The 25,583-nt window shown below is 55.0% G+C and carries 23 protein-coding genes and 1 other annotated feature; of the genes, 9 read left to right on the top strand and 14 right to left on the bottom strand.

All coding sequences use genetic code 11. The features are described 5' to 3' along the window. Positions 1-2: 2 nt before the first annotated feature. The 7 genes from D781_RS07225 (at position 3) to galE (ending at position 9,643) form a co-directional block, all read left to right on the top strand. A complete protein-coding gene (locus tag D781_RS07225; protein ID WP_015671656.1) occupies positions 3-959 on the top strand; it encodes a polysaccharide pyruvyl transferase family protein in 957 nt (318 codons plus the stop codon). Then, positions 956-1,945 carry a glycosyltransferase gene (locus D781_RS07230; RefSeq protein ID WP_015671657.1) on the top strand — a complete coding sequence of 330 codons (990 nt, stop codon included), beginning with the start codon at positions 956-958 and terminating at the stop codon, positions 1,943-1,945. Before D781_RS07225 ends, D781_RS07230 begins: the two co-directional genes overlap by 4 nt. 156 nt (positions 1,946-2,101) lie before the next feature. Further along, complete coding sequence (locus D781_RS07235) at positions 2,102-3,568, top strand: hypothetical protein (RefSeq protein ID WP_124014435.1); 1,467 nt, start codon at positions 2,102-2,104, stop codon at positions 3,566-3,568. Between the two features lie 343 nt (positions 3,569-3,911). Then, on the top strand, positions 3,912-5,675 hold the full coding sequence (locus D781_RS07240; protein WP_015671659.1) for a type I secretion system permease/ATPase: 1,764 nt from the start codon (positions 3,912-3,914) through the stop codon (positions 5,673-5,675). Between the two features lie 48 nt (positions 5,676-5,723). After that, positions 5,724-7,055 (top strand): HlyD family type I secretion periplasmic adaptor subunit, encoded by a 1,332-nt coding sequence (locus D781_RS07245; protein ID WP_015671660.1) that lies wholly within the window; start codon positions 5,724-5,726, stop codon positions 7,053-7,055. A gap of 59 nt (positions 7,056-7,114) precedes the next feature. Next, positions 7,115-8,434 (top strand): TolC family outer membrane protein, encoded by a 1,320-nt coding sequence (locus tag D781_RS07250; protein WP_102024959.1) that lies wholly within the window; start codon positions 7,115-7,117, stop codon positions 8,432-8,434. Between the two features lie 198 nt (positions 8,435-8,632). Beyond that, a complete protein-coding gene (gene galE, locus D781_RS07255) occupies positions 8,633-9,643 on the top strand; it encodes a UDP-glucose 4-epimerase GalE (protein WP_015671662.1) in 1,011 nt (336 codons plus the stop codon). A 58-nt stretch (positions 9,644-9,701) separates the two neighbouring features. Here galE and D781_RS07260 read toward each other — a convergent pair whose 3' ends face one another. From D781_RS07260 to D781_RS07280, 5 genes are read right to left on the bottom strand one after another with little or no spacing between them, the layout of a single operon-like run. Continuing rightward, the gene (locus D781_RS07260) at positions 9,702-10,829 is read right to left on the bottom strand and encodes a glycosyltransferase family 4 protein (RefSeq protein WP_015671663.1); all 1,128 of its coding nucleotides are present in this window, start codon (positions 10,827-10,829) and stop codon (positions 9,702-9,704) included. Positions 10,830-10,856: 27 nt separating this feature from the next. Next, positions 10,857-11,939, bottom strand: coding sequence for a glycosyltransferase (locus D781_RS07265; RefSeq protein WP_015671664.1), 1,083 nt, complete (start codon positions 11,937-11,939; stop codon positions 10,857-10,859). A 7-nt stretch (positions 11,940-11,946) separates the two neighbouring features. Further along, positions 11,947-12,840: a glycosyltransferase family 2 protein gene (locus D781_RS07270; protein WP_015671665.1), complete on the bottom strand. Its 894-nt coding sequence runs from the start codon at positions 12,838-12,840 to the stop codon at positions 11,947-11,949. A 35-nt stretch (positions 12,841-12,875) separates the two neighbouring features. Beyond that, entirely contained in the window at positions 12,876-14,099 is a 1,224-nt protein-coding gene (locus D781_RS07275; RefSeq protein ID WP_015671666.1) for an oligosaccharide flippase family protein, read from the bottom strand. Next, on the bottom strand, positions 14,080-15,441 hold the full coding sequence (locus tag D781_RS07280) for a hypothetical protein (protein WP_232238918.1): 1,362 nt from the start codon (positions 15,439-15,441) through the stop codon (positions 14,080-14,082). Before D781_RS07280 ends, D781_RS07275 begins: the two co-directional genes overlap by 20 nt. Positions 15,442-15,732: 291 nt before the next feature. On the opposite strand from D781_RS07280, the gene gndA reads away from it, so the two are divergent. After that, the gene (gndA, locus tag D781_RS07285; protein WP_015671668.1) at positions 15,733-17,139 is read left to right on the top strand and encodes an NADP-dependent phosphogluconate dehydrogenase; all 1,407 of its coding nucleotides are present in this window, start codon (positions 15,733-15,735) and stop codon (positions 17,137-17,139) included. 96 nt (positions 17,140-17,235) lie between these two features. Here gndA and hisIE read toward each other — a convergent pair whose 3' ends face one another. From hisIE to hisL, 9 genes are all read right to left on the bottom strand, one after another. Beyond that, complete coding sequence (gene hisIE / locus D781_RS07290) at positions 17,236-17,850, bottom strand: bifunctional phosphoribosyl-AMP cyclohydrolase/phosphoribosyl-ATP diphosphatase HisIE (RefSeq protein ID WP_015671669.1); 615 nt, start codon at positions 17,848-17,850, stop codon at positions 17,236-17,238. Next, positions 17,844-18,620, bottom strand: a complete 777-nt coding sequence (gene hisF, locus D781_RS07295) for an imidazole glycerol phosphate synthase subunit HisF (RefSeq protein WP_015671670.1) — start codon at positions 18,618-18,620, stop codon at positions 17,844-17,846. Before hisF ends, hisIE begins: the two co-directional genes overlap by 7 nt. Then, positions 18,602-19,339 carry a 1-(5-phosphoribosyl)-5-[(5-phosphoribosylamino)methylideneamino]imidazole-4-carboxamide isomerase gene (gene hisA, locus D781_RS07300; RefSeq protein WP_015671671.1) on the bottom strand — a complete coding sequence of 246 codons (738 nt, stop codon included), beginning with the start codon at positions 19,337-19,339 and terminating at the stop codon, positions 18,602-18,604. The genes hisF and hisA overlap by 19 nt, the downstream gene beginning before the upstream one ends. A gap of 5 nt (positions 19,340-19,344) precedes the next feature. Continuing rightward, complete coding sequence (gene hisH / locus D781_RS07305) at positions 19,345-19,935, bottom strand: imidazole glycerol phosphate synthase subunit HisH (RefSeq protein WP_015671672.1); 591 nt, start codon at positions 19,933-19,935, stop codon at positions 19,345-19,347. Further along, the gene (gene hisB, locus D781_RS07310) at positions 19,935-21,002 is read right to left on the bottom strand and encodes a bifunctional histidinol-phosphatase/imidazoleglycerol-phosphate dehydratase HisB (protein ID WP_015671673.1); all 1,068 of its coding nucleotides are present in this window, start codon (positions 21,000-21,002) and stop codon (positions 19,935-19,937) included. The genes hisH and hisB overlap by 1 nt, the downstream gene beginning before the upstream one ends. After that, positions 20,999-22,087 (bottom strand): histidinol-phosphate transaminase, encoded by a 1,089-nt coding sequence (gene hisC / locus D781_RS07315; RefSeq protein WP_015671674.1) that lies wholly within the window; start codon positions 22,085-22,087, stop codon positions 20,999-21,001. Before hisC ends, hisB begins: the two co-directional genes overlap by 4 nt. Further along, complete coding sequence (hisD, locus tag D781_RS07320) at positions 22,084-23,391, bottom strand: histidinol dehydrogenase (protein WP_015671675.1); 1,308 nt, start codon at positions 23,389-23,391, stop codon at positions 22,084-22,086. The genes hisC and hisD overlap by 4 nt, the downstream gene beginning before the upstream one ends. Positions 23,392-23,395: 4 nt before the next feature. Then, positions 23,396-24,295, bottom strand: coding sequence for an ATP phosphoribosyltransferase (gene hisG / locus D781_RS07325; protein WP_015671676.1), 900 nt, complete (start codon positions 24,293-24,295; stop codon positions 23,396-23,398). A 69-nt stretch (positions 24,296-24,364) separates the two neighbouring features. Next, positions 24,365-24,491: a sequence feature (His leader region), on the bottom strand. Next, positions 24,467-24,514: a his operon leader peptide gene (gene hisL, locus D781_RS23380; RefSeq protein WP_101495319.1), complete on the bottom strand. Its 48-nt coding sequence runs from the start codon at positions 24,512-24,514 to the stop codon at positions 24,467-24,469. It overlaps the preceding feature by 25 nt. Before the next feature lie 229 nt (positions 24,515-24,743). On the opposite strand from hisL, the gene D781_RS07330 reads away from it, so the two are divergent. Continuing rightward, complete coding sequence (locus D781_RS07330; RefSeq protein ID WP_015671677.1) at positions 24,744-25,568, top strand: SDR family oxidoreductase; 825 nt, start codon at positions 24,744-24,746, stop codon at positions 25,566-25,568. The last annotated feature ends 15 nt before the right edge of the window (positions 25,569-25,583 follow it).

Consider the following 25,583-nt stretch of genomic DNA (forward strand, 5'->3'; position numbering starts at 1 on the left):
AGATGGAAAGAATGCAAGTTTTGAAAGACAATTTGTCTGTTATTGAGAAGGTGGTTCCTCGCGGTAGCGAAATTATTTATCTAGACTATCCATTGCATTTGAACGTTGGTGACTTATTAATCCTTAAGGGCGCAGAACAGTTCTTCAAGGAAAATGACTATAAGGTCATCACGCGCCACTCTGACCATACCAGCATGAATTTTGTCGAGAAAACCGACTCGATTCCTGAACATGTGGTGATTGTGCTGCACGGCGGCGGTAACTTTGGCGATCTTTACCCAGCCCATCAGCGGTTGCGTGAAGCCGTGGTGAAAAAGTACCAGAACAATCAGGTGGTGATCTTGCCGCAGACCGTCCACTTTAAAGACAACGCTAATCTGCTTAAGTCCGGCGCAATCTTTAAACAGCATCCGAACCTGACCATCTTCTGTCGCGATACCAACAGCGAAGCGATTCTGAAAGAGCATTTTTGTGACAACGTCTTCCTTTGCCCGGATATGGCGCAATCGCTGTGGAACGTTTTCCCGCAGCAGAAAAGCGGTGATATCAAGCAAAAGGCGATGTGGATGATCCGTCGCGATATTGAAAAAACGGATCTGTCCGCGCTGGGCGCAGAAGCCGATCCTAACAATTTTGTCGACTGGCATGATATCTGCACCGATGCCGATCGTCGCTTTATGAAGTTTATGCACCTGTTTGAAAAGTTGAACCGCAAGATCCCGGGCAATTTATTCCCGACCAACAGCATGTGGTATCAATATACCGATAAGTTGGTGGACCGCGTTAATCAACGTTTTATGTCGCATGATTCGGTGATTACCTCACGTATGCACGGCCATATCCTGTGCTGCCTGTTGAAGATGAATACTCAGCTGATTGATAACTCCTACGGCAAAAACTCGGGGTACTATGAATCCTGGACCAAAGGCGTGCCTGGCTGTGAGTTGGTTAAATTATGACAGTAGCGAACGAACTGGTTAAAATCTCCGTCGTTATACCGGTATATAACGTCAAAAAATACGTGCAGGAAGCGGTGGACTCCATCCTGGCGCAAACCGTCGCGCCGTACGAAGTGATCATTATTGATGATGGTGCGACCGACGGCTCGGGTGAGCTGTTGGATGAACTGTACGGTCACCTTGATAACGTAAAAATTGTTCATACCACTAACCATGGGCTGGGCGAGGCACGTAATGAAGGGAGTCGCCATGTTACCGGGGAGTTCACCTATTATTTTGATTCGGATGATGTTGCGGTGCCAACGCTGTTGGAAACCTTTTTAAATACCTATCGCCGCCATCCCGATCTGGATATTTTCTGCTTCTCGGCCAATTCATTTTTCGACTCTGAGCCAACGGTGCAGCAACCGTTGCCATTTTATAACCGGAAAATGGACAGAGTATTCCCTGATGCGATTTCGGCGTTTAATACCATGTCCGGCTATGGCTCTTTCTATCCGAATGCCTGGATGTACATTTTCCGCTCAGCGCTGATTACGGAGAATAACATTTGGTTTAAACCGATCATCCATGAGGATGAAGAGTTTACACCGCGCCTATTCTTTAAGGCCGGAAAGATTGCCGTTTCCCGCGCTATCTTGTTCAAACGCAGGGTTCGCGCCGGGTCGATTATGCAAACCAACCGCGGTGAGCGTAACGTCGTTGGGTATATTGCGGGAATTAACGCGCTGGAACAGTTACGGGACAATGCAGGCGATGCCAAAAACCGCAAACATCTCAGCGATCGGATTTCCATCAACATTATCTCGATTCTTAACATTGTCAAAAATGATAAGGTGACGTTGAGCGCCGATGTTGCAAAACAGTTTAATGAATTGAAAAAGCGGAACACGTCGTTGGCCGTGACGTTAGCGGATAACTGTCCGCGTCTCTATAAGCTGACATCGTTCGTCAAACGCCGAATAAATAGAATTATCTACGCTTAAATACGGAACGGAGTGGCCCCGGTTAAAGTTTTACTGTCGGGGCCATTTGAGATATGGACATTTTCAACGTGATAGACCTTTGGGGGAGTGCTGTGATTACGGTAAACAAATTTTCGGAGAGGTGATATGAGATTGTACCCCACTGCAGGTAGGAACGTGCTGAGTTTGTCCTGTCTATGTATTGCACTGACCTCGGCGTCTGCCTATGCAGCGCCGGATACGGCGATGTATTACTCGGAAATGAAGAAAACCCGCGAGGATTTGAGCGATAATTCATCGAAGTATGTTTACGACAAATTGATGAAACGTAAGCTCTCCCAGGCTTCTGCGGATGATGGTGTAGATTTCGGTCTGCACGGGATGGAGATTCCGGCGGTAAAGTCAACCGGCGATCGGGCAAAAATTGAAAAGGCGTATGAACTGTTATCGCGCGTCGGCGTGAACAGCTTGCGCAGCGCCGAGACCGCCTGGCATCGGGTGGCGGATAAAAACGGCAACCCCACCAATTTTACCGAGGTGGATTTTCAGCTCAAAATGGCGAAAAAGTATGGCATGAGCCATTTATTCCTGTTTGGCTACCCTCCGGCCCAGTTTACGGTTGCTCATAATAAACTATCCGGCGTAGATCCGAAATATTATGGGAAATACAGAAATTACCTCGATGTGACGTTAAAGCATTTAGCGGGCTATAACGTTAAATATGCCGAGTTAGGTAATGAAGTTGACGCGCCAAGCATATGGTGGATGAAATCGACGCCGGGTATGTATGTCAAAGAGATGAAAATGCTCAAGGAGCAGATACAGAAGTCCGGACAAGATATTAAAACCGTGGCGTTTGCGGCAACATATTCGCGTTCACCGATCAAAGGTGGTTTGAGCGGCGGCCGGCGCTTTATTGATGAAAGCTTTAAATTAGGCATCGATAAGTACGCAGATGCTTATTCAATGCACCACTTTGTGTTTGGTGCGGATGATTTGCCGGGATATATGCGTTCCGTTATGGCGAAGTATGGCGTAAAAGGCAAGCCATTATTAGATACGGAGCAGCTTGATACCAACTCGTCCGGACGCTATCAGTCAAATCCTTATGATTTGATTAAACTGTTCGCCCGCGGTTTTTATGTCTACGATATGAAGCGCGTTGATTACTTCCTGGCTAAAGATCGCTATATCAACAATAAACTTTATTATTTTGGCCTGTTTGATGACAACTGGCAGCCGAAGATCCGCCTGTTGGCCTATGCGATGGCCGTTGACGCCATGAAAGGCAAGCATTTGCTATATATGGCTAATCCGGCGCCAGACGTTGAAGCTTACGTTCTGCAATCGAACCGTAACGATACTGACAAAAAATACACCATCTTGATGTGGAAGAATCCACCGAAGCATGCGAAGGTACAGCCGGTAACCGTTGCGGGTATTAAAGGCGACGTCACGATTGAACACTGGAACCTTGACACTGAGAAGAAAGGGGATATATCGAAAGGCATCAGTCTGGATGATAAACCGATAGCCATTTACACCAATGAAAAACCTGATTGGAAAACGGTGAAAGGGCAATACTTCTCTTCAAACCTGCCACAGATGGCGGCGAGTTATGCTCCGATGCCTAATGACAAATAAACCATATGGTTTTATTTTCTTTCATAGCTTGCGAAAATAGTTTTTTTTATTGTTAGTCCTTGATAGGCAGAGTTTTTACTCTGCCTATTTTTTATTCTTTTTCCGGATAAAACATATGGAAAGTGTTTTTTTATTCGCCAGTTTTACCTTTGGTACCAATCATTAAGGTGTAAATCTTTATTTTTAAAATTTTTCCTCCCCGAAACCTTGCCATATCCCGAACCCTCTACCATAGTTAATCTCAGTTCTTGTACACTGCGTTGCCTGGTTATTTGATAACCGGGTCACGTAGTGCCGTCAGTTAAACTACCAACCATAACCGTAGTTTGTAAGAGGGATTAGTGTGACCCCAACGTTACCCTATAATGAGATAGCTGCTGTAATACGTGCGCGTAGCAAGGTGTTCTGGACCATTGGCATATTCACGGCATTAATCAACTTACTGATGTTGGTGCCTTCGATCTATATGCTGCAGGTCTATGACCGTGCGTTGCCTTCCCGTAACGAAATTACGTTGTTAATGCTGACGCTGATTATGTTATCCATGTTTGGCGTAATGGCATTACTGGAGTACGTGCGCAGCATGGTGGTCATACGTATCGGCAGCCAGTTGGACATGCAGCTGAATACGCGAATTTATACCGCAGCGTTTGAGTCTAATCTGAAAAATGGCTCCTCGGATGCCGGGCAAATGCTGAATGATTTAACCACCTTACGGCAATTTCTTACCGGCAGCGCGCTCTTCGCCTTCTTTGATGCCCCTTGGTTCCCCATCTACCTCCTCGTCATTTTCCTGTTTAATCCATGGTTGGGTTTATTTGCGCTGGTTGGCTCGCTGTTGCTGATTGCGCTTGCCATCATGAACGAAGTGCTGTCCCGCAAGCCGTTGGGGGAGGCCAGCAAGTTGTCGATCATGTCCGGCAATCTGGCGAGTACCAATTTACGTAACGCTGAGGTGATTGAAGCGCTCGGGATGTTGCCGAATCTGAAGCGTCGCTGGTTCGGCCTGCATCAGCGTTTTCTGAATAATCAGCGTATCGCCAGCGAGCGTTCGGCGCGGGTGACGTCGATCACCAAGTTTGTGCGTCTCTCCCTGCAGTCTCTGGTGCTGGGGCTGGGCGGCTGGTTGGCGATTGACGGGCATATTACGCCCGGCATGATGATTGCCGGCTCCATTCTGATGGGGCGGACGCTGGCGCCGATTGAACAGGTGATTAACGTCTGGAAAAGTTACAGCTCGGCCAAGCTTTCCTATAACCGTCTGGTGCAACTACTGGACGCCCACCCGCAACGCGGCGAGGGGATGTCATTGCCGCGTCCGGTTGGTGAGCTGTCTGTCGAGAATGTCACCGCTGCGCCTCCGGGGTCGCAGGTGCCTGCCGTGTTGCATAACGTGAGCTTTGCGCTGCAGGCGGGGGATGTGTTGGGCATTATCGGGCCGAGCGCCTCCGGAAAATCGACGCTGGCGCGCTTGTTGGTCGGTATCTGGCCGGTCTCTTCCGGCATTGTACGGCTTGACGGCGCGGATATTTACCAGTGGAACAAAGATGAACTGGGGCCGCACATTGGCTATCTGCCGCAGGATATTGAGCTGTTTGCCGGCACCATTGCTGAAAATATTGCCCGCTTTAATGAGGTGGATGCAGAGAAAGTCCTGGAGGCGGCCAAACTGGCCGGCGTACACGACATGATTCTGCGTTTCCCGAAAGGCTACGATTCCATCATTGGTAATGGCGGTGCAGGACTGTCCGGCGGCCAGAAGCAGAGGATCGGTCTGGCGCGTGCGCTGTATGGCGAACCGTCGCTTGTGGTGCTCGATGAGCCGAACTCCAACCTGGATGATGTGGGGGAACGTGCGCTTAACCATGCCATTCAGACGCTGCATCAGCGTAAAACCACCGTAGTGTTAATTACCCACCGTACCAATTTGCTCTCAATGACCAATAAATTGCTGCTGCTGACCAACGGTCAGGTTAATGCCTTTGGCGGCACCCAGCAGGTGATCCAGGCGATTTCGCAGGCGCAAAAATCACCGGTGCAGCAGAACGTCCAGGCGGTTAACGGCGAACTTGAGCAAGAAAATACGGCAAAAACGCAAACTCATTAAAATTGGTGTGCATGCCGGCAGCGGCCGGATGCGTTTGAAGGAGTGGTAATGTCTACGCAAATAAATGAGGCAGGGAGGGCGCCTAACGGCCTGCTTCCCCTGGATGAACAGCGCTACACCCGTATGGGGTGGCTGGTCATTCTGATTGGGGTGGTGGGTTTTTTAGCCTGGGCAGCATTGGCGCCGCTGGATAAAGGGGTGGCTTCTTCCGGGTCGGTGATCGTTTCCGGCAACCGTAAAACAGTACAGGCACCGGCCAGCGGCATCATTAAAAATATTCTGGTGAGTGAAGGGGAGAAGGTCAAAGCCGGTCAGGTGCTGGTGAAACTCAGCCAGACGCAGGCGCAGGCGCAGGTCGACTCCTTACGCGATCAATATTACACCACGTTGGCGTCGGTAGGGCGACTGCTGGCCGAACGGGATGGTCATGAGAACGTCGCCTTCTCGCCGGTACTGAAGGCGGTGCAAAACGATCCGCGGGTGGCCGAGATTCTGGCATTGCAGCAGCAGCTGTTCACCTCCCGCCGTCAGGGGCTGAAAAGCGAAATCGACGGGTATAAGCAGTCGATGGACGGCATTCGCTTCCAACTGAAAGGTTCGAAGGATTCGCTGGTCAATAAGCGAATTCAGCTTTCCACCCTGCGCGAACAGATGAACAGCATGAAGTCGCTGGCGGCCGATGGTTATTTACCGCGTAACCGCTATCTGGAAATTCAACGCCAGTTTGCCGAAGTGAACGGCGGTATTGATGAAACGTTGGGGCGCATTGGCCAGTTGGAAAAGCAGCTGCTGGAGTCGCAGCAGAAAATTGACCAGCGTCGGGCCGATTATCAGCGGGAAGTCAGAACACAGCTGGCGCAGTCACAGATGGATACCAGCGAATATCGCAACAAGCTGCAGATGGCGGACTTCGATCTGGGCAACACCGAGATCACCGCGCCGGTAACGGGCACCGTTGTGGGGCTGAATATTTTCACCCAGGGCGGCGTTGTGGCGGCGGGCGATCATCTGCTGGATGTGGTGCCCAGCCAGGCGACGCTGGTTGTTGATGCCCGTTTGAAGGTGGATCTGATCGATAAAGTGTATAACGGCCTGCCGGTTGACCTGATGTTCACGGCATTTAATCAAAATAAAACGCCGAAAATTCCCGGCACGGTGACGCTGATTTCCGCTGACCGTCTGGTGGATAAAGCCAATGGCGAACCTTACTACCAGATGCAGGCAACGGTGACGCCGGAAGGCATGAAGCTGCTGAACACCGAAGAAATCAGGCCTGGTATGCCGGTAGAAGTGTTTGTGAAAACGGGGTCTCGCTCTCTGTTGAGCTATCTGTTCAAACCTATTTTGGATCGCGCTCATACTTCATTGACTGAGGAATAATTTTGATTCGATTTCCATGGAAGGCGGTCGGCCTGGCGGCCGGCCCCTTATTACTGGCGATGTCTGCGCCAGCCCATGCATTGGGAATATTAGACGCCTATGCGTTAGCGCTTGAGAAGGACCCAACCTATCAGGCGGCATTGAAGGAGAAACAGGCCGGAGACGAGAACGAAAAGATCGGCCGGGCCGGGCTGCTGCCGCAGGTGTCGTTGAGCTATCAAAATGCGCCGCGTAACTGGCAGACGCAGAAGTATCAGCAGTCAGATCTTTTTGGCCGGGTGTCAGATGTGACCAAACGTCAGCAGTACCGCAGTTATGCCGGCTCGGTTACCCTGACGCAGGCGTTGTTCGACTATGAGGCCTACGCGCGCTACAAGGCCGGCATTGCGCAGACGTTGGTGTCGGATGAACGCTACCGCGGCAAGCTGTTCGATCTGGCGGTCAGGGTTATCTCGGCGTATGTGGAAGTGGCGTACGCCAAGGATCAGATTGCGTTGGCGGTGGCGCAGAAGAATGCTTATCAGGAACAGCTAGCGTTAAACGATCGCCTGCTTGCCGCCGGGGAGGGCACGGTAACCGACCTGTCTGAAACCCAGGCGCGTTATAGCCTGGCGGTGGCGCAGGAGATTGAAGCGCGCGATGCGTTGGACTCCGCCCAGCGGGATTTGGAAGTGATTATCGGCGTACCGTTGGAACAGCTGGACGGCCTGCAGATTCTCAAACCCGGCAAGTTCAACGTGGTTCCTCTTAGCCCGTCAAAGTTTGAGGACTGGCAGAAGCTGGCGCTGAAGAATAATCCCGAGCTGGCAGCCTCACGTCATGGCGTCGATGCGGCCAAGTATGACGTGGAGCGGAACCGAGCCGGCTTTATGCCGCAGGTGCAGCTGTATGCATCGCATTCAGAAAATGACTCCAGCAGCGATAACACCATTAACCAAAAATACCGCACTGACAGTATCGGCCTGCGCGTCAGCATGTCGCTTTACTCCGGCGGCGGGGTTGCGGCCTCGACGCGTCAGGCGGCGGCCCGCTATGGGCAGGCGATGTATGAGATGGATGCGCAGGTGGGGACAACGCTTAATGATTTGCGTAAGCAATATAATCTGTGTATCAGCAGCCGCGCGAAGCTGGCGGCCTACGAGCTGGCGGTGAAGTCGGCCACCACGCAGGTTGAAGCCACGCGCAAAAGCGTTCTGGCCGGGCAGCGCGTCAACGTTGACGTTCTGAACGCCGAACAGCAGCTGTACTCCGCCCAGCGCGATCTCGCCTCGGCAAAATATACCTACATCAAGTCCTGGATTTCGCTGCTGAGCGATTCTGGCACCTTCGATGAGAAAGATATCAAGCGCATTGCGCAGTACTTTACCTACCAGTCCTAATCTCTATCCGAATGGCCAGGTGAACCCTGAGCTGGTCATTCGGTCTTATCTGAAAACTTTCCCGGGGCACGGTATAAAAGGTTATAGTAATGACCGATTTCAAATGTGGTTTGCTGTTAAAAGAGTTTATCGGGTGTAAAGTAGCAGCCGTACACCTATAGTTTGGCGTTGTTGAGCAGCGCATATTAAGGAGCGATTATGGCGATTTTGGTTACCGGCGGTGCAGGTTACATTGGTTCGCACACGGTTTTGGCACTGCTTGAGCGGGGGGAGGAGGTTGTTGTTCTAGACAATCTGTCCAATTCTTCAGAAGAGTCATTACATCGTGTCGAACAACTGACCGGCAAGAGCGCTGTGTTCTATCAAGGTGATATTCTTGATGAACAGTGCCTCAAACGTATCTTCGATGCCCATCAAATCACCTCCGTTATCCATTTCGCCGGTCTGAAAGCCGTCGGCGAGTCGACGCGCAAACCGTTGGAGTACTATCAGAACAACGTCGCCGGCACTTTGGTGCTGCTGCAGGCGATGCGAGACGCCGGCGTACGCCAGTTTATTTTCAGCTCCTCGGCAACGGTGTACGGTACCCCTGAACACACTCCTCTGGTCGAGACCTCGCGCGTGGGGGGGACAACTAACCCATACGGCACGTCGAAACTGATGGTTGAACAGATCCTGCAAGATTTCGCCGCAGCAGAGCCTCAGTTCGCGATCACGGCATTGCGCTATTTCAACCCTGTCGGCGCCCATAAGTCTGGCATGATTGGCGAAGATCCTAACGGGATCCCCAATAATCTTTTACCTTATATTGCTCAGGTCGCCATTGGCAAATTGGAGCAACTGTCTGTCTTTGGTGATGACTACCCCACCGCAGACGGAACTGGCGTACGTGATTATATTCATGTTATGGATCTGGCCGAGGGGCATCTCAAGGCTATCGACCATATTACCGAAGGGTTCACCGTATACAATTTAGGCACGGGGAAGGGCTATTCGGTATTGGAAATGGTTGCCGCATTTGAAGAGGCATCAGGACGAAAAGTAGCTTACCAGATTGTCCCTCGACGCCCTGGCGACATTGCCGAATGTTGGTCTGACCCTGCACTGGCTGCTGAAAAGTTAGATTGGCGCGCCAAACGCAACCTTGATGAAATGATGCATGACGCCTGGAATTGGCAAAAAAATAATCCTCAGGGTTATAAAAAATAACAGCGATTAAAAAAGCCAGCATTGCTGGCTTTTTTTAGGTCTCTCAATCTTTGAATGTCTACCGTAAGTCCAGGATTTCCAGTAAGCGCGAGTTGACCTTTTCAGCATCGAAATTACTTTGTGCGATCTGATAGCTGGCCTGGCCCATCTCAATAATCTTTTGTGGGTTTTCTATAAAGCTGATCATCTTCTCAACCAAGGCATCAGAGGACCAGCGTTCGACTAAAAAGCCGTTCACACCTTGTACTACCGTTTGGCGGCAGCCGGGAACATCGCTGCTGAGTACGGCGCGTCCCATGGCCATTGCTTCTTGCGTACTGCGCGGCAACCCTTCGCGGTAAGAGGGCAGTACGAATACGCTGGCTTTAGCTATCCATGAGGGGACATCATTTACATGGCCCGGGTAATTAATTACGTCATCTTTGATCAGTTGGGCCAGGTGCTGTTCCGTGAGACTGCCCGGGTTATGCGTATCCACCGCGCCTAACATGTAAAATTGAACGTCAGGGTAACGTTGCTTTACTTTTTTTGCTGCGGTTACATATTCATAAACGCCTTTTTCGACTAACAGGCGGGCAATGAAGATAAAGGAAACGGGGTCTACGGGCGGCACAGAAAAAGGATAGTCTGCTAAATTTAGCCCGATCCCGCCTAAAACATGCACCTTTTTAACTTTGACGCCTGATTTTTCCATCAAATCATGGCGATCGTCCGGATTTAAAACGATCAATGCGTCAAGTTTAGGGAAGGCAAAGCGATACAGCGCGATCTGGATTTTCTTCAGCAGTTTTACCTTCAGGCTGACGCCTTCCGGTTTTTCGGTAAATAGATAGCCCAGTCCTTCAAGCATCGCATAGCGTTTTTTGACGCCGGCCAGTGATGCCGCCAGCGTACCGAAGATACAAGGCTTGGAAAAATAGGAAAAGATAAGGTCGGGATTGAGCTCTTTAAGGAGTTTGCTCAGCGCAATGGTGTCAATAATATCACGTACCGGGTTCAACCCAGTACGACTGAAACGATAATCTACCGGGATTGCACCTAACGCTTTAACCTGGGCGCGCGTGGTCGCATCATAATTCAGGGCTAATGCATACACCGTATGCCCCTGCTGATGAAGAGACTTGATCATATCGGCACGGAAGCCGACAACGCAGTTTGCTGTGGTGCCTATCAATACGATTTTCATTTAAAACCTTATACCTAGCTCACTGAATTATTTATTTTTTTTGTTTAATTCTGTGTAAATGTTTTCCCACTGGGTCACTATCTGGTTGAGAGAGAAGTTTTCCTGAATCTTTTTTCTCGCCCTGCAACCCATATCATAGCGGCTGGCTGGCGGCATTGCTTCAATCATTGCTAAAGCATTTGCCAGCGCCTGGGGATCTTTAATAGGAACAAGGAGACCTGCGGAACCATCGCTGCCAACAATTTCCCCAGGTCCGCCGCTGTCCGTCACAACCACGGGAAGCTGCGACGCCATGGCTTCGGCTACGACCAGTCCGTAGCCTTCCCACTCGGAAGACAGGACAAACCCGTCGACCTGCCGGTACAACTCGTCGATATCATGACGCACCCCCAAAAATTCTACGCGGTTTTCCAAACCTAACTGGCTAACCTGCTCTTGCAATTGAGGTAATAAAGGCCCTTGCCCCGCAATCAGTAACCGGCTGTCGGGCAACAGACTAAACGCCGTCAGCATGGTGGGGTAATCTTTTTGTTCCATTAATCTGCCAACGGCCAGCCAGCGGAACGGTTTTGCCGGCGTGCGGGGCGCATCATCAGCATGAAATTTTTCCGTGTCAATACCGTTAAAAATGGTTTGGGTATTGTGACGTGGGAAAACTTTTTCCTCAGTAAAGCGGCGAGTTGCCGCTGCACTGATGGTGGTATTCAGCCTGCTGAGAGGGTTGGTCAGCCGATAGGCCCAGTCGCGCAGCTTACCGCCTTCTCGTGTGTTATGGGCAGTGCTGATAACGTTCAGCCCGGGAATGAATAAACGTGCTAAACGCGCGATGATATTGGCATGCACCATATGGCCGTGCAGGATATCCGGCGGTGACTGGCGCAGCAGTTTTTTCAGCCGCCAAAGCGCCTGCGGCAGTTGTAATCCGGAGGTCATATCCAATGAATGTACGGGAATGCCGGCTGATTCCAGGCGTTCTGTAAATGCGCGCGGCGGCGTCATCGAAATCAGCCTGACCTGGTGCCTGCGCTGAACCAAACGCTCGAGCAGGGCGACAACCTGAAATTCTGCGCCGCCGATATCCAGACCGGTAATCACGTAATCTATACGCATGTCATTCTCATCCTTGCCGTTGGCGGTAAAACAAAAATAGCTTTTTAATCAACGGCTGCGGAAGCCAGCTGACTAACCAGAGCGCCGATTTCATTTTCTCTCCCAGCGGCGCCGTTGTTAAGTAGCTGCGTGCGGAACGACACTGGTTATTGAGCATGCTGTAGGTGATTCTGGCCAGACATACTCGTTGATACTCCGTTGGGTAGGCGGTCTGTAACTGAGCGCCAAATTCGGCCAGCGTGATTTCTGCGAGCTGCTGATGGTCAGCGGCTTTCTTGATTTGCGAAGAGAAGTGGGTTAGCCGCTCCTGGGCATCATCATAGAGCGTAACCAAAATTTTAGAGAAGGTCGGGATGCCGTAATCCATCGCCAGTCTCCACCAGAGAATATGTTCCCCCCCGGCCCGGTTGTTTGGATAACTCAGCATTGTCTGCAGAAAAACACGCCGATTAAAGATCGGTGCGAAGTCTCCGGTGATGCTTCCGCCCAGATAGTCATCGAAAGTAATGACGCGGTCATCGCCGGAAAGTTTGCCGTTCGTGCGAGCAAATTGCATAACCGGGTACTGCTGCAACTCAGGAGCGGTCAAGTGGGGCATCAGATGGGAAACCGCATCCGGCTCTAGCGTATCGTCATCATCAAGCATTAAGACCCAGGTAGAGCGAGCCAGGTTGAGTCCCTGCATGCGTGCCGGCCCCGGGCCGCCATTCACCGGCATGCGGTAGGTGACAACGTCCGTTTCCATAAATTTGGGAAGAGGGCACGGTGATGCATCATCAACAACGATGATTTCAATGTTGAAGTCGTCGCGACGCTGCTGAGCGACAGACGCTACCGCTCGTTGGACAAGCTCCGGACGGTTATAAGTTGTTATGACTACGCTCAGATTAAACTGACTCAAACTGGCTCCCATTATCAGAGGAAATGTTAAATTAACTATTTGTTTTTATTTATAAAGAATATCATCAGTAGCACGAACATAGTGATTTCTGCACTCAGGAACGCAATCGTCATTCCCAGCCCGCCAAGCGTCGGAACTAACAGGAAGGCCAGCAGGCAGATCATCATGATATTCACCATCATGACTCGACTTGCAACACGCTCCTTGCCTATCGGGATAAACCAGAGGATGGCGAGCGCCATACTGCAGATTCGTAGCGGGACAATCCACACCAGAATTCTTAATAGTTCAATGGCATCCTGATAGCCCGGACCAAAGACGATATTCACTACCCAAGGAGCCAGCCAGACGGTCAGTAAGGCAAAAATAAGCGTCATGGCCACCAAAGCCAAAAGGGTCAGACCAACAATTCTCTTGGCCGCATGTTTGGAATCCGACTGTACCTTTACCAGATGGGGGAACGCGGCATTCAGCACCGGTGCCGCCAGGCCGCTGGCAGCCCGCACGAGTTTTTCTGCCGGTACAAAAGCACCGACGGCGCGCGCGCCACCTAACAATCCCAGCAAGGTAGAGGCTATCGACCCCATGATGCTTTGCGCACCTTTATAAAGGAAAAGCTCCCAGCTTTCCTTTATAACCTGTTTTGCTCCCGATAAGCTCACCGGAGCAAGGCCTGTCTTGCGGATCATTAATAGCGTCGGTACTAATGTATTAATGATTCCAACGGTTGCCTGAATGGTTAACACGCGTTGCGCATGTTGCGGGGCGGCAACCAGTATGACGGTGAGCAGGAGCCCGGTGCTGCGTAAAGCCAGGTCGAGCAATGCCGGGAAGATAAGCCTTTCAATGCCGACATAATACCAGAGAGGCGTGAAGCCGAAGGCCAGGATGAAAAGAGAGATCCACAGTAGCCAGTGCGAAGGTATAGCGGTGGCCCCAACGCCAGAAAACATCAGCAGGGCGACAGCGATACTCACCACCAGGCTGAGAAACAGCTTGGCAGTGAGGACATTGGTCACCAGTTGCGCGATTTGACGCGGTTGATCTTTTATTTTTACCAGGCTGCGCGCTGCGCTGAAATTGAAACCGAACTCAACGAACACGGAGGCGGTCAAGGCGATGCCCAAGGCATAGAGCACCTGGCCATAGCTTTGTTGGCCAAGCGCCCGCGCCAACACGGGCAGCTCAATCAGGGGAATAAACAATCCCCCGATTTGCGCCAGCATTAACCAGAACGTATTACTTGCGATGCGTGACATGAGTCATAACCAGCGTCATCGCGACCAGTACGATACCCCATTCGGTAAGCTCGTTACTTAACGGGTGGAAACATCCCATCATGGTAAACAAGGCCAGGGCCGAGAGAGGAGCGAGCATCAGCTCAAAGCGCTCGATAAATGTTTCACGAGCTGCAAAAACAAATTTTAGGCCGGCACACAGCGGAGCCAGAATAATCAACAGGTAACCGATAAAGGAAAGCACGCCCTCATCCGCCAGGAGCTGTACATAAGTCATATGTATCACGCTGGTGACATCATTATCGGCCACCCGAGTTGCGCCAAAGCCTCCGCCCCACGGGAAAGTCACAACCGCTTTATGCCAACCGGCCTGAATCATCTCCAAACGGGTAGTGTTATCGCCTTTGATCAGACGATCCGCCGTAGCATCCTCTTTTGGCGTAGAGAGTGCTTTTTTTACCGTATCACCAAGGTTATCCATGATGATTTCGGCCGTACTGTCGTTACTCTCTGATGTATCGTTGGATGCCGGCTCATTAACGTCCTTCTTCTCGGTCATTAATTCAACGATCAGCGGGTCATATTTGCCCCATACCCAGCCCACCAGCGTTGGCTGCAGCACGGTGAAAGAAAAGAGAGTGATAAGCAGAAGGACGATATGGCCTTTAATGCCTCTGCCAGGGATTTTGGCGAACAGGGCAACCACCGCCAGCGCGCACCAGACCAGCGCCATCCAAAGCATGGATGTACGGCTGCCGTCGAGCGCCATAATCAAAATTGCGCAGAAGGCTAATAACAGGTTGCGCCAGCTGGTGTTTTTCAGACAACGCCAGGCAATGAAAGGCCATGCATAAGCGCCGGCTTTCCAGATAACGCCCGGCCAACTGGCTAACCACCCCATACGGCCATCGCCGAGTACCAGCAAATAGTCGGTCTGTCGCAACACGGCGAAAACCAACAGCGGGAGCAGGGAAACGATCAGCGAAACATTCAACGCCTTTTCCAGTAGCGCTGGCGTCAACGGCGAGATCAGCAGCAGTGACAAGAGGACGATAACGAACAGCAGGTATTTTACTACGGTGTATAAGCCTGTACCGTCGTTCATTAAGGCAGCGATAAAGATACCTGCGATAAACAGCACCCAACCGGCTAGCATCCATTTATAGTGTTTCAGGATGCTTAATCGTGTGCTAAGTAATTCCTTGAGAGAACTCTGAGTACTTGTCAATGAGGTTACCGTAGCAACGCCAAGGAGTAATAACAGAATTAGCCAATTAAGGTTGCCGCCGATGTAGACTTTAACAGTGCCCAGCATTGCTAACACAATGAAAAGTAATGTAAAAATACTGGAAATTGAGCGCACTTTCCTATCCCTAATTATTATAAACCGCTGAATTGTACAGTATCTTCAGGGGGTATCAATAGGGCTTTATGTGCATGTCTGTAATATAAGCAATCCTTTTTTTGCTAGGATTATTCCTATAATTTTTATTTTGTAATAATAATCACGTTGTATGTCAGGGCGTTGTTACTCTTTATCTATCGCACCAATCACTACCCACCACCCGCAAACCTGAGTTAACATGTGGGCCACATCACAAAACCTGTTAGCCGAGAGCTGTTAGCAGGGGTACCTTCAGACAGGAGTGACTAAATGTCCAAGCAACAAATCGGCGTTGTCGGCATGGCGGTAATGGGCCGCAATCTGGCACTGAACATCGAGAGCCGTGGCTACACCGTTTCCATCTTCAACCGTTCAGGCGATAAGACTGACGAAGTGATTGCTGAGAACCCAGGCAAAAACCTGGCGCCTTACTACAGCGTTGAAGAGTTTGTTGAATCGCTGGAAAAACCGCGCCGCATTTTGCTGATGGTAAAAGCGGGCGAAGCGACCGATAAGACTATTGCTTCCCTGACTCCGCACCTGGATAAAGGTGATATTCTGATCGATGGCGGCAACACCTACTATCAGGACACCATTCGTCGTAACCGTGAGTTGTCTGACCAGGGCTTCAACTTCATCGGCACCGGCGTTTCCGGCGGTGAAGAGGGCGCGCTGAAAGGGCCTTCCATCATGCCTGGCGGCCAGAAAGAAGCGTACGAGCTGGTTGCCCCTATCCTTGAGAAGATCGCCGCCGTGGCCGAAGGCGAGCCTTGCGTGGCCTACATCGGCGCAGATGGCGCCGGCCACTATGTGAAAATGGTGCACAACGGCATCGAATACGGCGATATGCAGCTGATTGCCGAAGCTTACTCGCTGCTGAAGCAGGCGCTGAACCTGAGCAACGAAGAGCTGGCGGACACCTTCGCCGAGTGGAACAAGGGCGAGCTGAACAGCTACCTGATCGACATCACCAAAGATATCTTCACCAAAAAAGATGAAGAAGGTAAATACCTGGTTGATGTGATCCTGGATGAAGCGGCAAACAAAGGCACCGGCAAGTGGACCAGCCAAAGTTCGCTGGATCTGGGCGAACCGCTGTCGCTGATCACCGAATCCGTCTTCGCACGCTACCTGTCCTCACTGAAAGACCAGCGCGTAGCCGCGTCTAAAGTGCTGACCGGTCCGCAGGTTGCGACCTTCAGCGGTGATAAGGCCGAGTTTATCGAGAAAGTGCGTCGCGCACTGTACCTGGGCAAAATTGTTTCCTACGCGCAGGGCTTCTCTCAGCTGAAAGCGGCATCCAAAGAGAACAACTGGGATCTGAACTACGGCGAAATCGCCAAGATCTTCCGTGCCGGCTGCATCATCCGCGCTCAGTTCCTGCAGAAAATCACCGATGCCTACGCGGAAAACGCCGATATCGCCAACCTGCTGCTGGCACCATACTTCAAGCAGATTGCCGACGACTATCAGCAGGCGCTGCGTGACGTGGTCTCTTATGCGGTGCAGAACGGCATTCCTACGCCAACCTTCTCCGCGGCCATCGCGTACTACGACAGCTACCGTTCTGCGGTACTGCCGGCGAACCTGATCCAGGCTCAGCGCGACTACTTCGGTGCGCATACTTACAAACGTATCGACAAAGAAGGCGTGTTCCATACCGAGTGGATGGAATAAGCGTCGTTCTTGCCGCCGGCGCATTGTGCGCCGGCTGAAAAAAAGCCGCAGCGGTTAATCCCCTGCGGCTTTTTCTTTATCTGGCCTGCGGCAGGCTTATTTCGCGTGACGCTCGCGCAGCCGGCCGATCACTGTGCTCAGATCCAACTGCTGGTCCTGCAGCAGCACCAGCAGGTGGTAAATCAGATCCGACGCCTCGTTGGTCAGCTCCTCGCGGTCATTCACCGTTGCTGCCAGCGCGGTCTCCACGCCTTCTTCCCCCACTTTCTGCGCGATGCGCTTGGTGCCGCTGGCGTACAGGCTGGCGGTATATGAACTCTGCGGGTCGGCGTTCTTGCGCGCCGCCAACAGCTGTTCCAGCTGATACAGGAAGGTCCAGTCGCTGGCCGCCGGGTGGAAGCAGCTGCTGTTGCCCAGGTGGCAGGTCGGGCCGATAGGCTGCGCCAGAATCAGCAGCGTATCGTTATCGCAGTCCGGCGTGATGCTGACCACGTTGAGGAAATACCCGGAGCTTTCCCCTTTGGTCCACAGGCGCTGTTTGGTGCGGGAGTAAAAGGTCACCTTGCCGCTGCTCTCGGTAGTGGCCAGCGCTTCCTGGTTCATATAGCCCAGCATCAGCACTTCGCCGGAAACGGCGTGCTGAACGATAACCGGCATCAGGTTATCGGTTTTTTCCCAGTCCAGCCGGGCTTTCTGTTGTTCGGTTAACACACGCGAATCTCCACGCCGTTATCGGCCAGGAACCGTTTCAGTTCGCCGATATTGATAATTTGTTTATGGAACACCGATGCCGCCAGCGCGCCGTCGACGTTGGCGTCGCGGAAGGCTTCCAGGAAGTGGGCCATGGTGCCGGCGCCGCCGGAGGCGATCAGCGGCACGTTGCACAGCTCACGCACGCGGCGCAGCTGCTCCAGATCGTAGCCGTTGCGTACGCCGTCCTGGTTCATCATGTTGAGCACGATCTCCCCGGCCCCCAGCTTCTGCACTTCCTGCACCCAGTCCAGCGTTTCCCACTGGGTGATGCGGGTGCGGCTTTCATCGCCGGTATACTGGTTGACGTGATATTTACCGCTGTTTTCGTCATACCAGGTGTCGATGCCGACGACGATGCACTGCACGCCAAAACGGTCGGCCAGCCGGCCGATCAGGCTCGGGTCCGCCAGCGCCGGCGAGTTGATGGAGATTTTGTCGGCGCCGAACGACAGGATCTGGCTGGCGTCATCGGCGCTTTTAATCCCGCCGGCGACGCAGAAGGGGATATCGATCACTTCCGCCACGCGCGACACCCAGCTCTTGTCCACCACGCGGCCGTCGCTGGAGGCAGTGATATCATAGAACACCAGCTCGTCCGCGCCTTCCTCTGCATAGCGCTGCGCCAGCGGCACGATATCGCCGATGATTTCGTGGTTGCGGAACTGCACGCCTTTCACCACTTGCCCGTCTTTGACATCCAGGCAGGGAATTATCCGTTTTGCCAGCATGCAATGGCCTCCTCAACGTTAAATTTACCTTCCAGCAGCGCCCGGCCGACGATCACGCCCTCCACGCCGCTGCCGCGCAGCGCCGCGATATCCTCCAGCCCGCCGATGCCGCCGGAGGCCTGGAAGGCAACCTGCGGGTAGCGTTGGCTGATTTCCTGATACAGCGCCACGTTAGAGCCGGCCAGCGTGCCATCGCGGGAAATATCGGTGCACAGCACGTGCTTCAGGCCGTAGGGCAGAAACTGTTCAACCACCTGTTCCAGCGTGGCGTCAGAGTTCTCCTGCCAGCCGCTGATCGCCACCTGCTTGGCGCCGGCGGCATCGATACGCACGTCCAGCGCCAGCACCAGCGCGTCCGCGCCGTAGCGTTCAAACCAGCTCTGCACCAGCGCCGGCTGCTTCACGGCGGTGGAGCCAATCACCACGCGGCTGGCGCCGGCTTCCAGCAGGGACGCCACGTCCTGTTCATGACGCACGCCGCCGCCGACCTGTACCGGCACCGTCACGCCGGCTAACAGCTGACGCAGCAGCGGCAGCTGGCGGGCGCCCGGATCTTTCGCTCCGGTGAGGTCCACCAGGTGCAGCACCTGCGCGCCCTGTTGCTGATAGTCCTGCAGGCGCGGCAGCGGGTCGCTGCCGTAGTCGCGCTGCCGGCCGTAATCGCCCTGATGCAGGCGCACCACCTTGCCGTCGATCAAATCCAATGCGGGGATAATCATGCTGCCTACATCTCCAGAAAGTTTTTCATTAACTGCGCGCCGGCGGCACCAGAACGTTCTGGGTGAAACTGCACGCCGAAGAAGTTGTCTTTTTGTACGGCGGCGGTGAAGGGCGCGCCGTAGTTCGCCTGGGCGATGGTGTTTGGACATATTGGCATCGCATAGCTGTGGACGAAGTAAAAATAGGCGCCGTCATCGATGCCGCGGAACAGGTGGCTGCCGGCCAGGGCGGAAACCTGGTTCCAGCCCATATGCGGCAGCGGCAGGCCGCCGGCGTCCATCTGCTTCACCTGCGAGTCGATCACCCCCAGCGTGGTGATACCGCCGTTCTCTTCACTGCTGTCCGCCAGCAGCTGCATGCCGAGGCAAATGCCCAGCACCGGTTGGGTGCAGGCTTTGATCAGCTCAATCAGCTCGCGCTGTTCCAGCTGTTCCATCGCCGCCTTGGCGGTGCCGACGCCGGGCAGAAACAGCTTGTCGGCGCGCAGCACGATCTCCGGGTCGCGGCTGACCGCCGGTTGGTAACCCAGCCGCCTGACCGCATAGTTGACCGAAGAGAGGTTGGCGCAGCCGGTATCCAGAATGACCACGTTCATCACAGCACTCCTTTCGAGCTGGGCAGCGTATTGCCGTCCACGCGAATCGCCTGGCGCAGGGTGCGGCCAAAGGCTTTAAACAGGCTCTCGGCCCGATGGTGATCGTTTTTGCCCTTGGTTTTCAGGTGCAGCGTGCAGCCCATGGTGTAAGAGAGTGAGCTGAAGAAGTGCTCGATCATCTCGGTGCTTAAATCGCCGACGCGCTGATAGTTGAACTCGGCCTTATACTCCAGGTGCGGCCGGCCGGAGATATCCATGGCGCAGCGCGCCAGGCACTCGTCCATCGGCAACATGAAGCCGAAGCGCGCGATGCCGCGCTTGTCGCCCAGCGCCTTGTGCAGCGCTTCGCCCAGCGCCAGCGCGGTATCCTCCACCGTGTGGTGATCGTCAATATACAGATCGCCGTTGACCTGAATATTCATGCGGAAGCCGCCGTGGGTGGCGATCTGATCGAGCATATGATCGAAGAAGCCGACGCCGGTTTTGATCTTGCTGTCGCCTTCGCGATCCAACCAGACGTCTACTTCGATCTGCGTCTCCTTGGTAACGCGGTTAACGTGCGCATGGCGATCGCGCTGGGTCAGCTGGCGGGTAATCGCCGGCCAGTCCAAGGCGCCGCGCTGGTACAGCAGCCCCTGAATGCCCATATTTTCCGCCAGCTGGATGTCGGTCTGGCGGTCGCCGATCACATAGCTGCGTTCGGCGTCGATCGCGCCCGGCTGCAGGTAGCGCGTCACCAGCGCGGTTTTTGGCTTGCGGCAGGCGCAGTTGTCCGCCGGCAGGTGCGGACAGATCAGCACCTCTTCAAAGCGGATCCCCTGCGAGCTGAGGATCTGCATCATCAGGTTGTGCGGCGGATCGAAGGTGTCCTGCGGGAAACTGTCGGTGCCGAGCCCGTCCTGATTGGTGATCATCACCAGGGTATAGCCGGCCGCCTGCAGCGCCAGCAGGGAAGGGATCACCGCCGGTTCCAGCGCCAGTTTATCCAGGCGGTCAACCTGGAAATCTTCAGGGGGTTCGGCGATCAGCGTGCCGTCGCGGTCAATAAACAGATATTTCTGGCTCACAGTGGCTCCTGGCGAGTCGTGGTGGTTCCGGGCAGCGGGCGGAGCGCGTCAATCACGCGCTGGCATTCATCACGGGTGCCTATGGTGATGCGCAGGCAGCCGGAAAGCCCGGGCTGTTTGTTTTGGTCTCGTAAGATAATGCCCTGATCCCACAAGCTTTTAAACACATTGCTGGCGGCGGTGAAGCGCACCAGCAAATAGTTGCTGTCGCTGGCGAACACCTGTTCGACGCAGGCGCACGTTTCCAGCGCCTGCTGCAGCCACAGGCGGTTGGCGGCAATCTCGCCGACGCGCTGGCGCATCAGGCGCAGGCCTTCGGCGCTGAGCGCCTGAGCGGCGATATCCGCTACCGGGCTGGAGAGTGGGTAGGGGGCGATCACCTTCAGCAGCAGGGCGATCAGCGCCGGGTTCGCCAGCGTAAAGCCGCAGCGCAGGCCGGCCAGCGCAAAGGCTTTGGACAGGGTGCGCAGGATCGCCAGGTGCGGGTAGTCTGCCAGCCAGCCGGCCACGCTGGCCTGCGGGCAAAACTCGATATAAGCTTCGTCCACCGCCACAATGGCTTTGCCTTTGGCCATCTCCAGCAGCGCGCGCAGCGAATCCGGTTCCAGCAGGTTGCCGGTCGGATTGTTCGGGCTGCAGACATAGATCAGTTTGACGTTGTCGAGGCTGGCGGCAATCGCCGGCAGGTCGAGCTGCCAGTCGGCTTTGCTCGGTACGGTGCGCCGCTCAACGCCGAAGGTTTCGGCGCTGACGCCGTACATGCCGTAGGTCGGCGGGCAGTATAAAATGGCGTCCTGGCCCGGTTCGCAGAAGGCGCGAATCAGCAGCTCGATGCCCTCATCCGCGCCGCGGCTGACCAGCACCTGCTCCGGGGTGACGCCGGCATACTCGGCGTAGCGGGCAATCACCTGCGCCGGCTGGCACTCCGGGTAACGGTTCAGGTTATCGGCTGCCGGCTGGAAGCTGGGCGCCAGCGGGTATTCGTTGGCGTTGAGCCAGACGTCGCCGCTGCCGCCAAGGCGACGCGCCGACTGGTAAGGCGTCAGGTCGCGCACGTTCTGGCGCGCCAGATTTTCAATGCTCATGCTTGCTCCTTCAGCGCGGCGACGCGCAGGGTTACGGCGTTTTTGTGGGCGATCAGCTGTTCGGCGGCGGCCAGCACCTCAATGGTGGCCGCCAGCCCCATAAAGCCCTGCGGTGACAGCTCCTGCACCGTCATGCGCTTTTGGAAATCCGCCAGTCCCAGGCTGGAGCAGGTGGCGGTGTAGCCGTAGGTCGGCAGCACGTGGTTGGTGCCGGAGGCGTAATCTCCGGCGGACTCCGGCGACCAGTCGCCGAGGAACACTGAGCCGGCGCTGGTGATGTCGTCAACCAGATCGCGCGCGTTGCGCGTCTGAATAATCAGGTGCTCCGGGCCGTAACGGTTGCTGATACTGACGCATTCGGCCAGATCGCGCGCCACGATCAGGCGGCTGGCGGCCAGCGCCTGGCGGGCGGTCTCAGCTCGCGGCAGCGCCGCCAGCTGCTGTTCCACCGCCTCGGCCACCGCCTGCGCCATTGCAGCGTCCGGGGTCAGCAGAATCACCTGAGAATCCGGGCCGTGCTCCGCCTGCGACAGTAAATCGGAGGCGACGAACGCCGGCGTGGCGCCGGCATCGGCGATCACCAGCACCTCTGACGGACCGGCCGGCATATCGATTGCCGCGCCGTCGAGACGCTGGCTGACCTGACGTTTGGCTTCGGTAACGAAGGCGTTGCCCGGCCCGAAGATTTTATCGACCCGCGGGACGGATTCGGTGCCGAACGCCATGGCGGCGATCGCCTGTGCGCCGCCGACCTGGAACACCTCCTGCACGCCGCACAGCTGCGCCGCATACAGGATCTCATCGGCAATCGGCGGCGGCGAGCACAGCACCACGCGGCGGCAGCCGGCGATGCGCGCCGGGGTCGCCAGCATCAGCACGGTGGAGAACAGCGGCGCGGAGCCGCCGGGAATATACAGGCCGACCGAGTCAATCGGCCGCGTCACCTGCTGGCAGCGCACGCCCGGCTGGGTTTCTACGTCGACCAGCGGCAGCTGCTGCGCGTTGTGGAAAGTGGTCACGTTGCCGACGGCGACGGCCATCGCCTGCTTGATATCGTCACCGAGCCGGGCGACGGCGGCGTTAATCTGCGCCGGCGTCACTCGCAGGGCATCGACCTCAACGCTGTCAAATTTGGCGCTGTACTCGCGCAGGGCGCGGTCGCCGTTGCTTTTCACGTTGTCGAGGATGCCGCGCACCGTGGCGCTGATGCTGTCCGAGGCGGAAATCGCCGGGCGCATCAGCAGGGCGGCGCGCTGTTCGGCGCTGCAGTCGGCCCAGTTGACGGGGGTATTGAAGTCAGACATGGCGTTACTCCATCATCTTTTCGATCGGCAGTACCAGGATCGAGCTGGCGCCGAGCGCCTTCAGCTTCTCCATGGTTTCCCAGAACAGGGTCTCGCTGCTGACCATGTGCATCGCCACGCGGTTCTGCGCGCCGGCCAGCGGCAGAATGGTCGGGCGTTCGGCGCCCGGCAGCAGCGCGACGATCTCTTCCAGACGCTCGCTTGGCGCGTGCAGCATGATGTATTTGGATTCCCGCGCCTGAATCACGCCCTGAATACGGGTCATCAGGCGGTCGATCAGCTGCTGCTTGGCGGCCGGCATTTCGCCGTCGCGCTGGATCAGGCAGGCTTTCGAGCGGTAGATGACTTCGACTTCGCGCAGGCCGTTGGCCTCCAGCGTGGCGCCGGTTGACACCAGATCGCAGATGGCGTCCGCCAGGCCGGCGCGCGGCGCGACTTCCACCGAGCCGTTCAGCAGGCAGGATTTAAAGCTGACGCCCTGTTTGTCGAGGTACTGCTTCAGCAGGTGCGGGTAGGAGGTGGCGATGCGGGCGTTCTGCAGGCTTTGCGGGCCGGTGTAGTCGGTATCGAGCGGGGCGGCCAGCGACAGGCGGCAACCGCCGAAGTCCAGGCGACGCAGGGTGAGGTAGCGCGGGTCTTCCCCCTGCGCGCGGCGGGTCAGCAGCTCTTCTTCCAGCACGTTCTCGCCGATGATGCCCAGGTCGACCACGCCGTCCATCACCAGGCCGGGGATATCGTCATCGCGCACCCGCAGGATATCAATCGGCATATTTTCTGCGAAGGCGATCAGACGCTGCTGCTGCAGGTTGATTTTAATCCCGCAGCGCGCCAGCAGCTCCTGCGACTCGTCGCTCAGACGACCTGACTTCTGCATGGCGATGCGTAAGCGTGTTTTATCCAGCATGGTAACCTCTGTTTAATCTGTAATTTTATGAATTTGTTGTAAAAATATTTTTTCTGTCTGTCCGGGGGCAAAAAAAAACCCTCGGAAGAAATCTTCCGAGGGCTCTCTCTTACAATCTGCGCGCCGCTGGAAGATTTAAAAACCGTCTCCCAGCACTCATCGCCTGAAAGACTAGTCAGGATGATGGTGATGATGGTGGCTGAACTGAATGCGCGTCATGTGTAATCTCGTATCTGTGTCATGAATGACTGAATTGCTAATTAACCTAAACTATAGGTTATGGATCGCGCAACTCTTTTTTACGGTCATAAATTTAATTTATTGAAACAGGTTCAGTTATTAGCTATATGCCGGTTTACCTAACCCGACAGGGCGCCGATTGCCATGCCGTCGCGACTGGCGTAGCCTTGATAACCGGAGTGCGCCGTAATCTTCAGGAGAGGAAGAGATGAAAAAAGTCGCCATTGTTGGCCTTGGCTGGCTGGGCATGCCGCTGGCCCTGTCCCTGATAAGCCGCGGGTTTGAGGTGGTGGGCAGCAAAACCACCCCGGACGGCGTGGAGGCCGCGCGCATGAGCGGCGTTGAGTGCTACCCGCTGACGCTGACGCCGGAACTGGAGTGTGAAGCGGACGATCTGGACGCCTTGCTGCAGGTGGATGCACTGGTGATTACGCTGCCGGCGCGTCGCACCGTCGAGGGCAGCGAAAACTATTTCAACGCGGTGCGGATGCTGGTGGACAGCGCGATGGCCTACGGCGTATCGCGGATTATTTTCACCAGTTCGACCTCGGTGTACGGCGAGGCCGCCGGCATGCTGAACGAGGATGCGCCGATCAACCCGGTCAGCCCCTCGGGCCGGGTGCTGGCGGAGCTGGAACGCTGGCTGCATGAGCTGCCCAATACCTCGGTGGATATTTTACGCCTGGCCGGGCTGGTGGGCGCCGAGCGTCATCCGGGGCGTTTTCTGGCCGGTAAGGTGGCGGTCAAAGGCGGCGGGCAGGGCGTCAATCTGCTGCATCAGGATGACGCGATCGCCGCGATTCAACTGCTGCTGACGCTGCCGACAGGCGGGCACGTTTATAATCTGTGCGCGCCGCACCACCCGCTGAAACGCGAGTTTTACCCGCAGCTGGCGGCGCAGTTGCAGCTGACGCCGCCGCAGTTTGCGGCAGAGCCGGAACAGCCGGCGCGACTGGTGGACGGCAGCCGGATCTGCCGCGAGCTGGGGTTTGTCTATCAGCATCCGGATCCGGCGCGAATGCCGGTCAGCTGAGTGTGCCGCTTTGGC

It is taken from the genome of Serratia sp. FGI94, from assembly GCF_000330865.1.
Classification (GTDB): Bacteria; Pseudomonadota; Gammaproteobacteria; order Enterobacterales; family Enterobacteriaceae; genus Serratia_B; species Serratia_B rubidaea.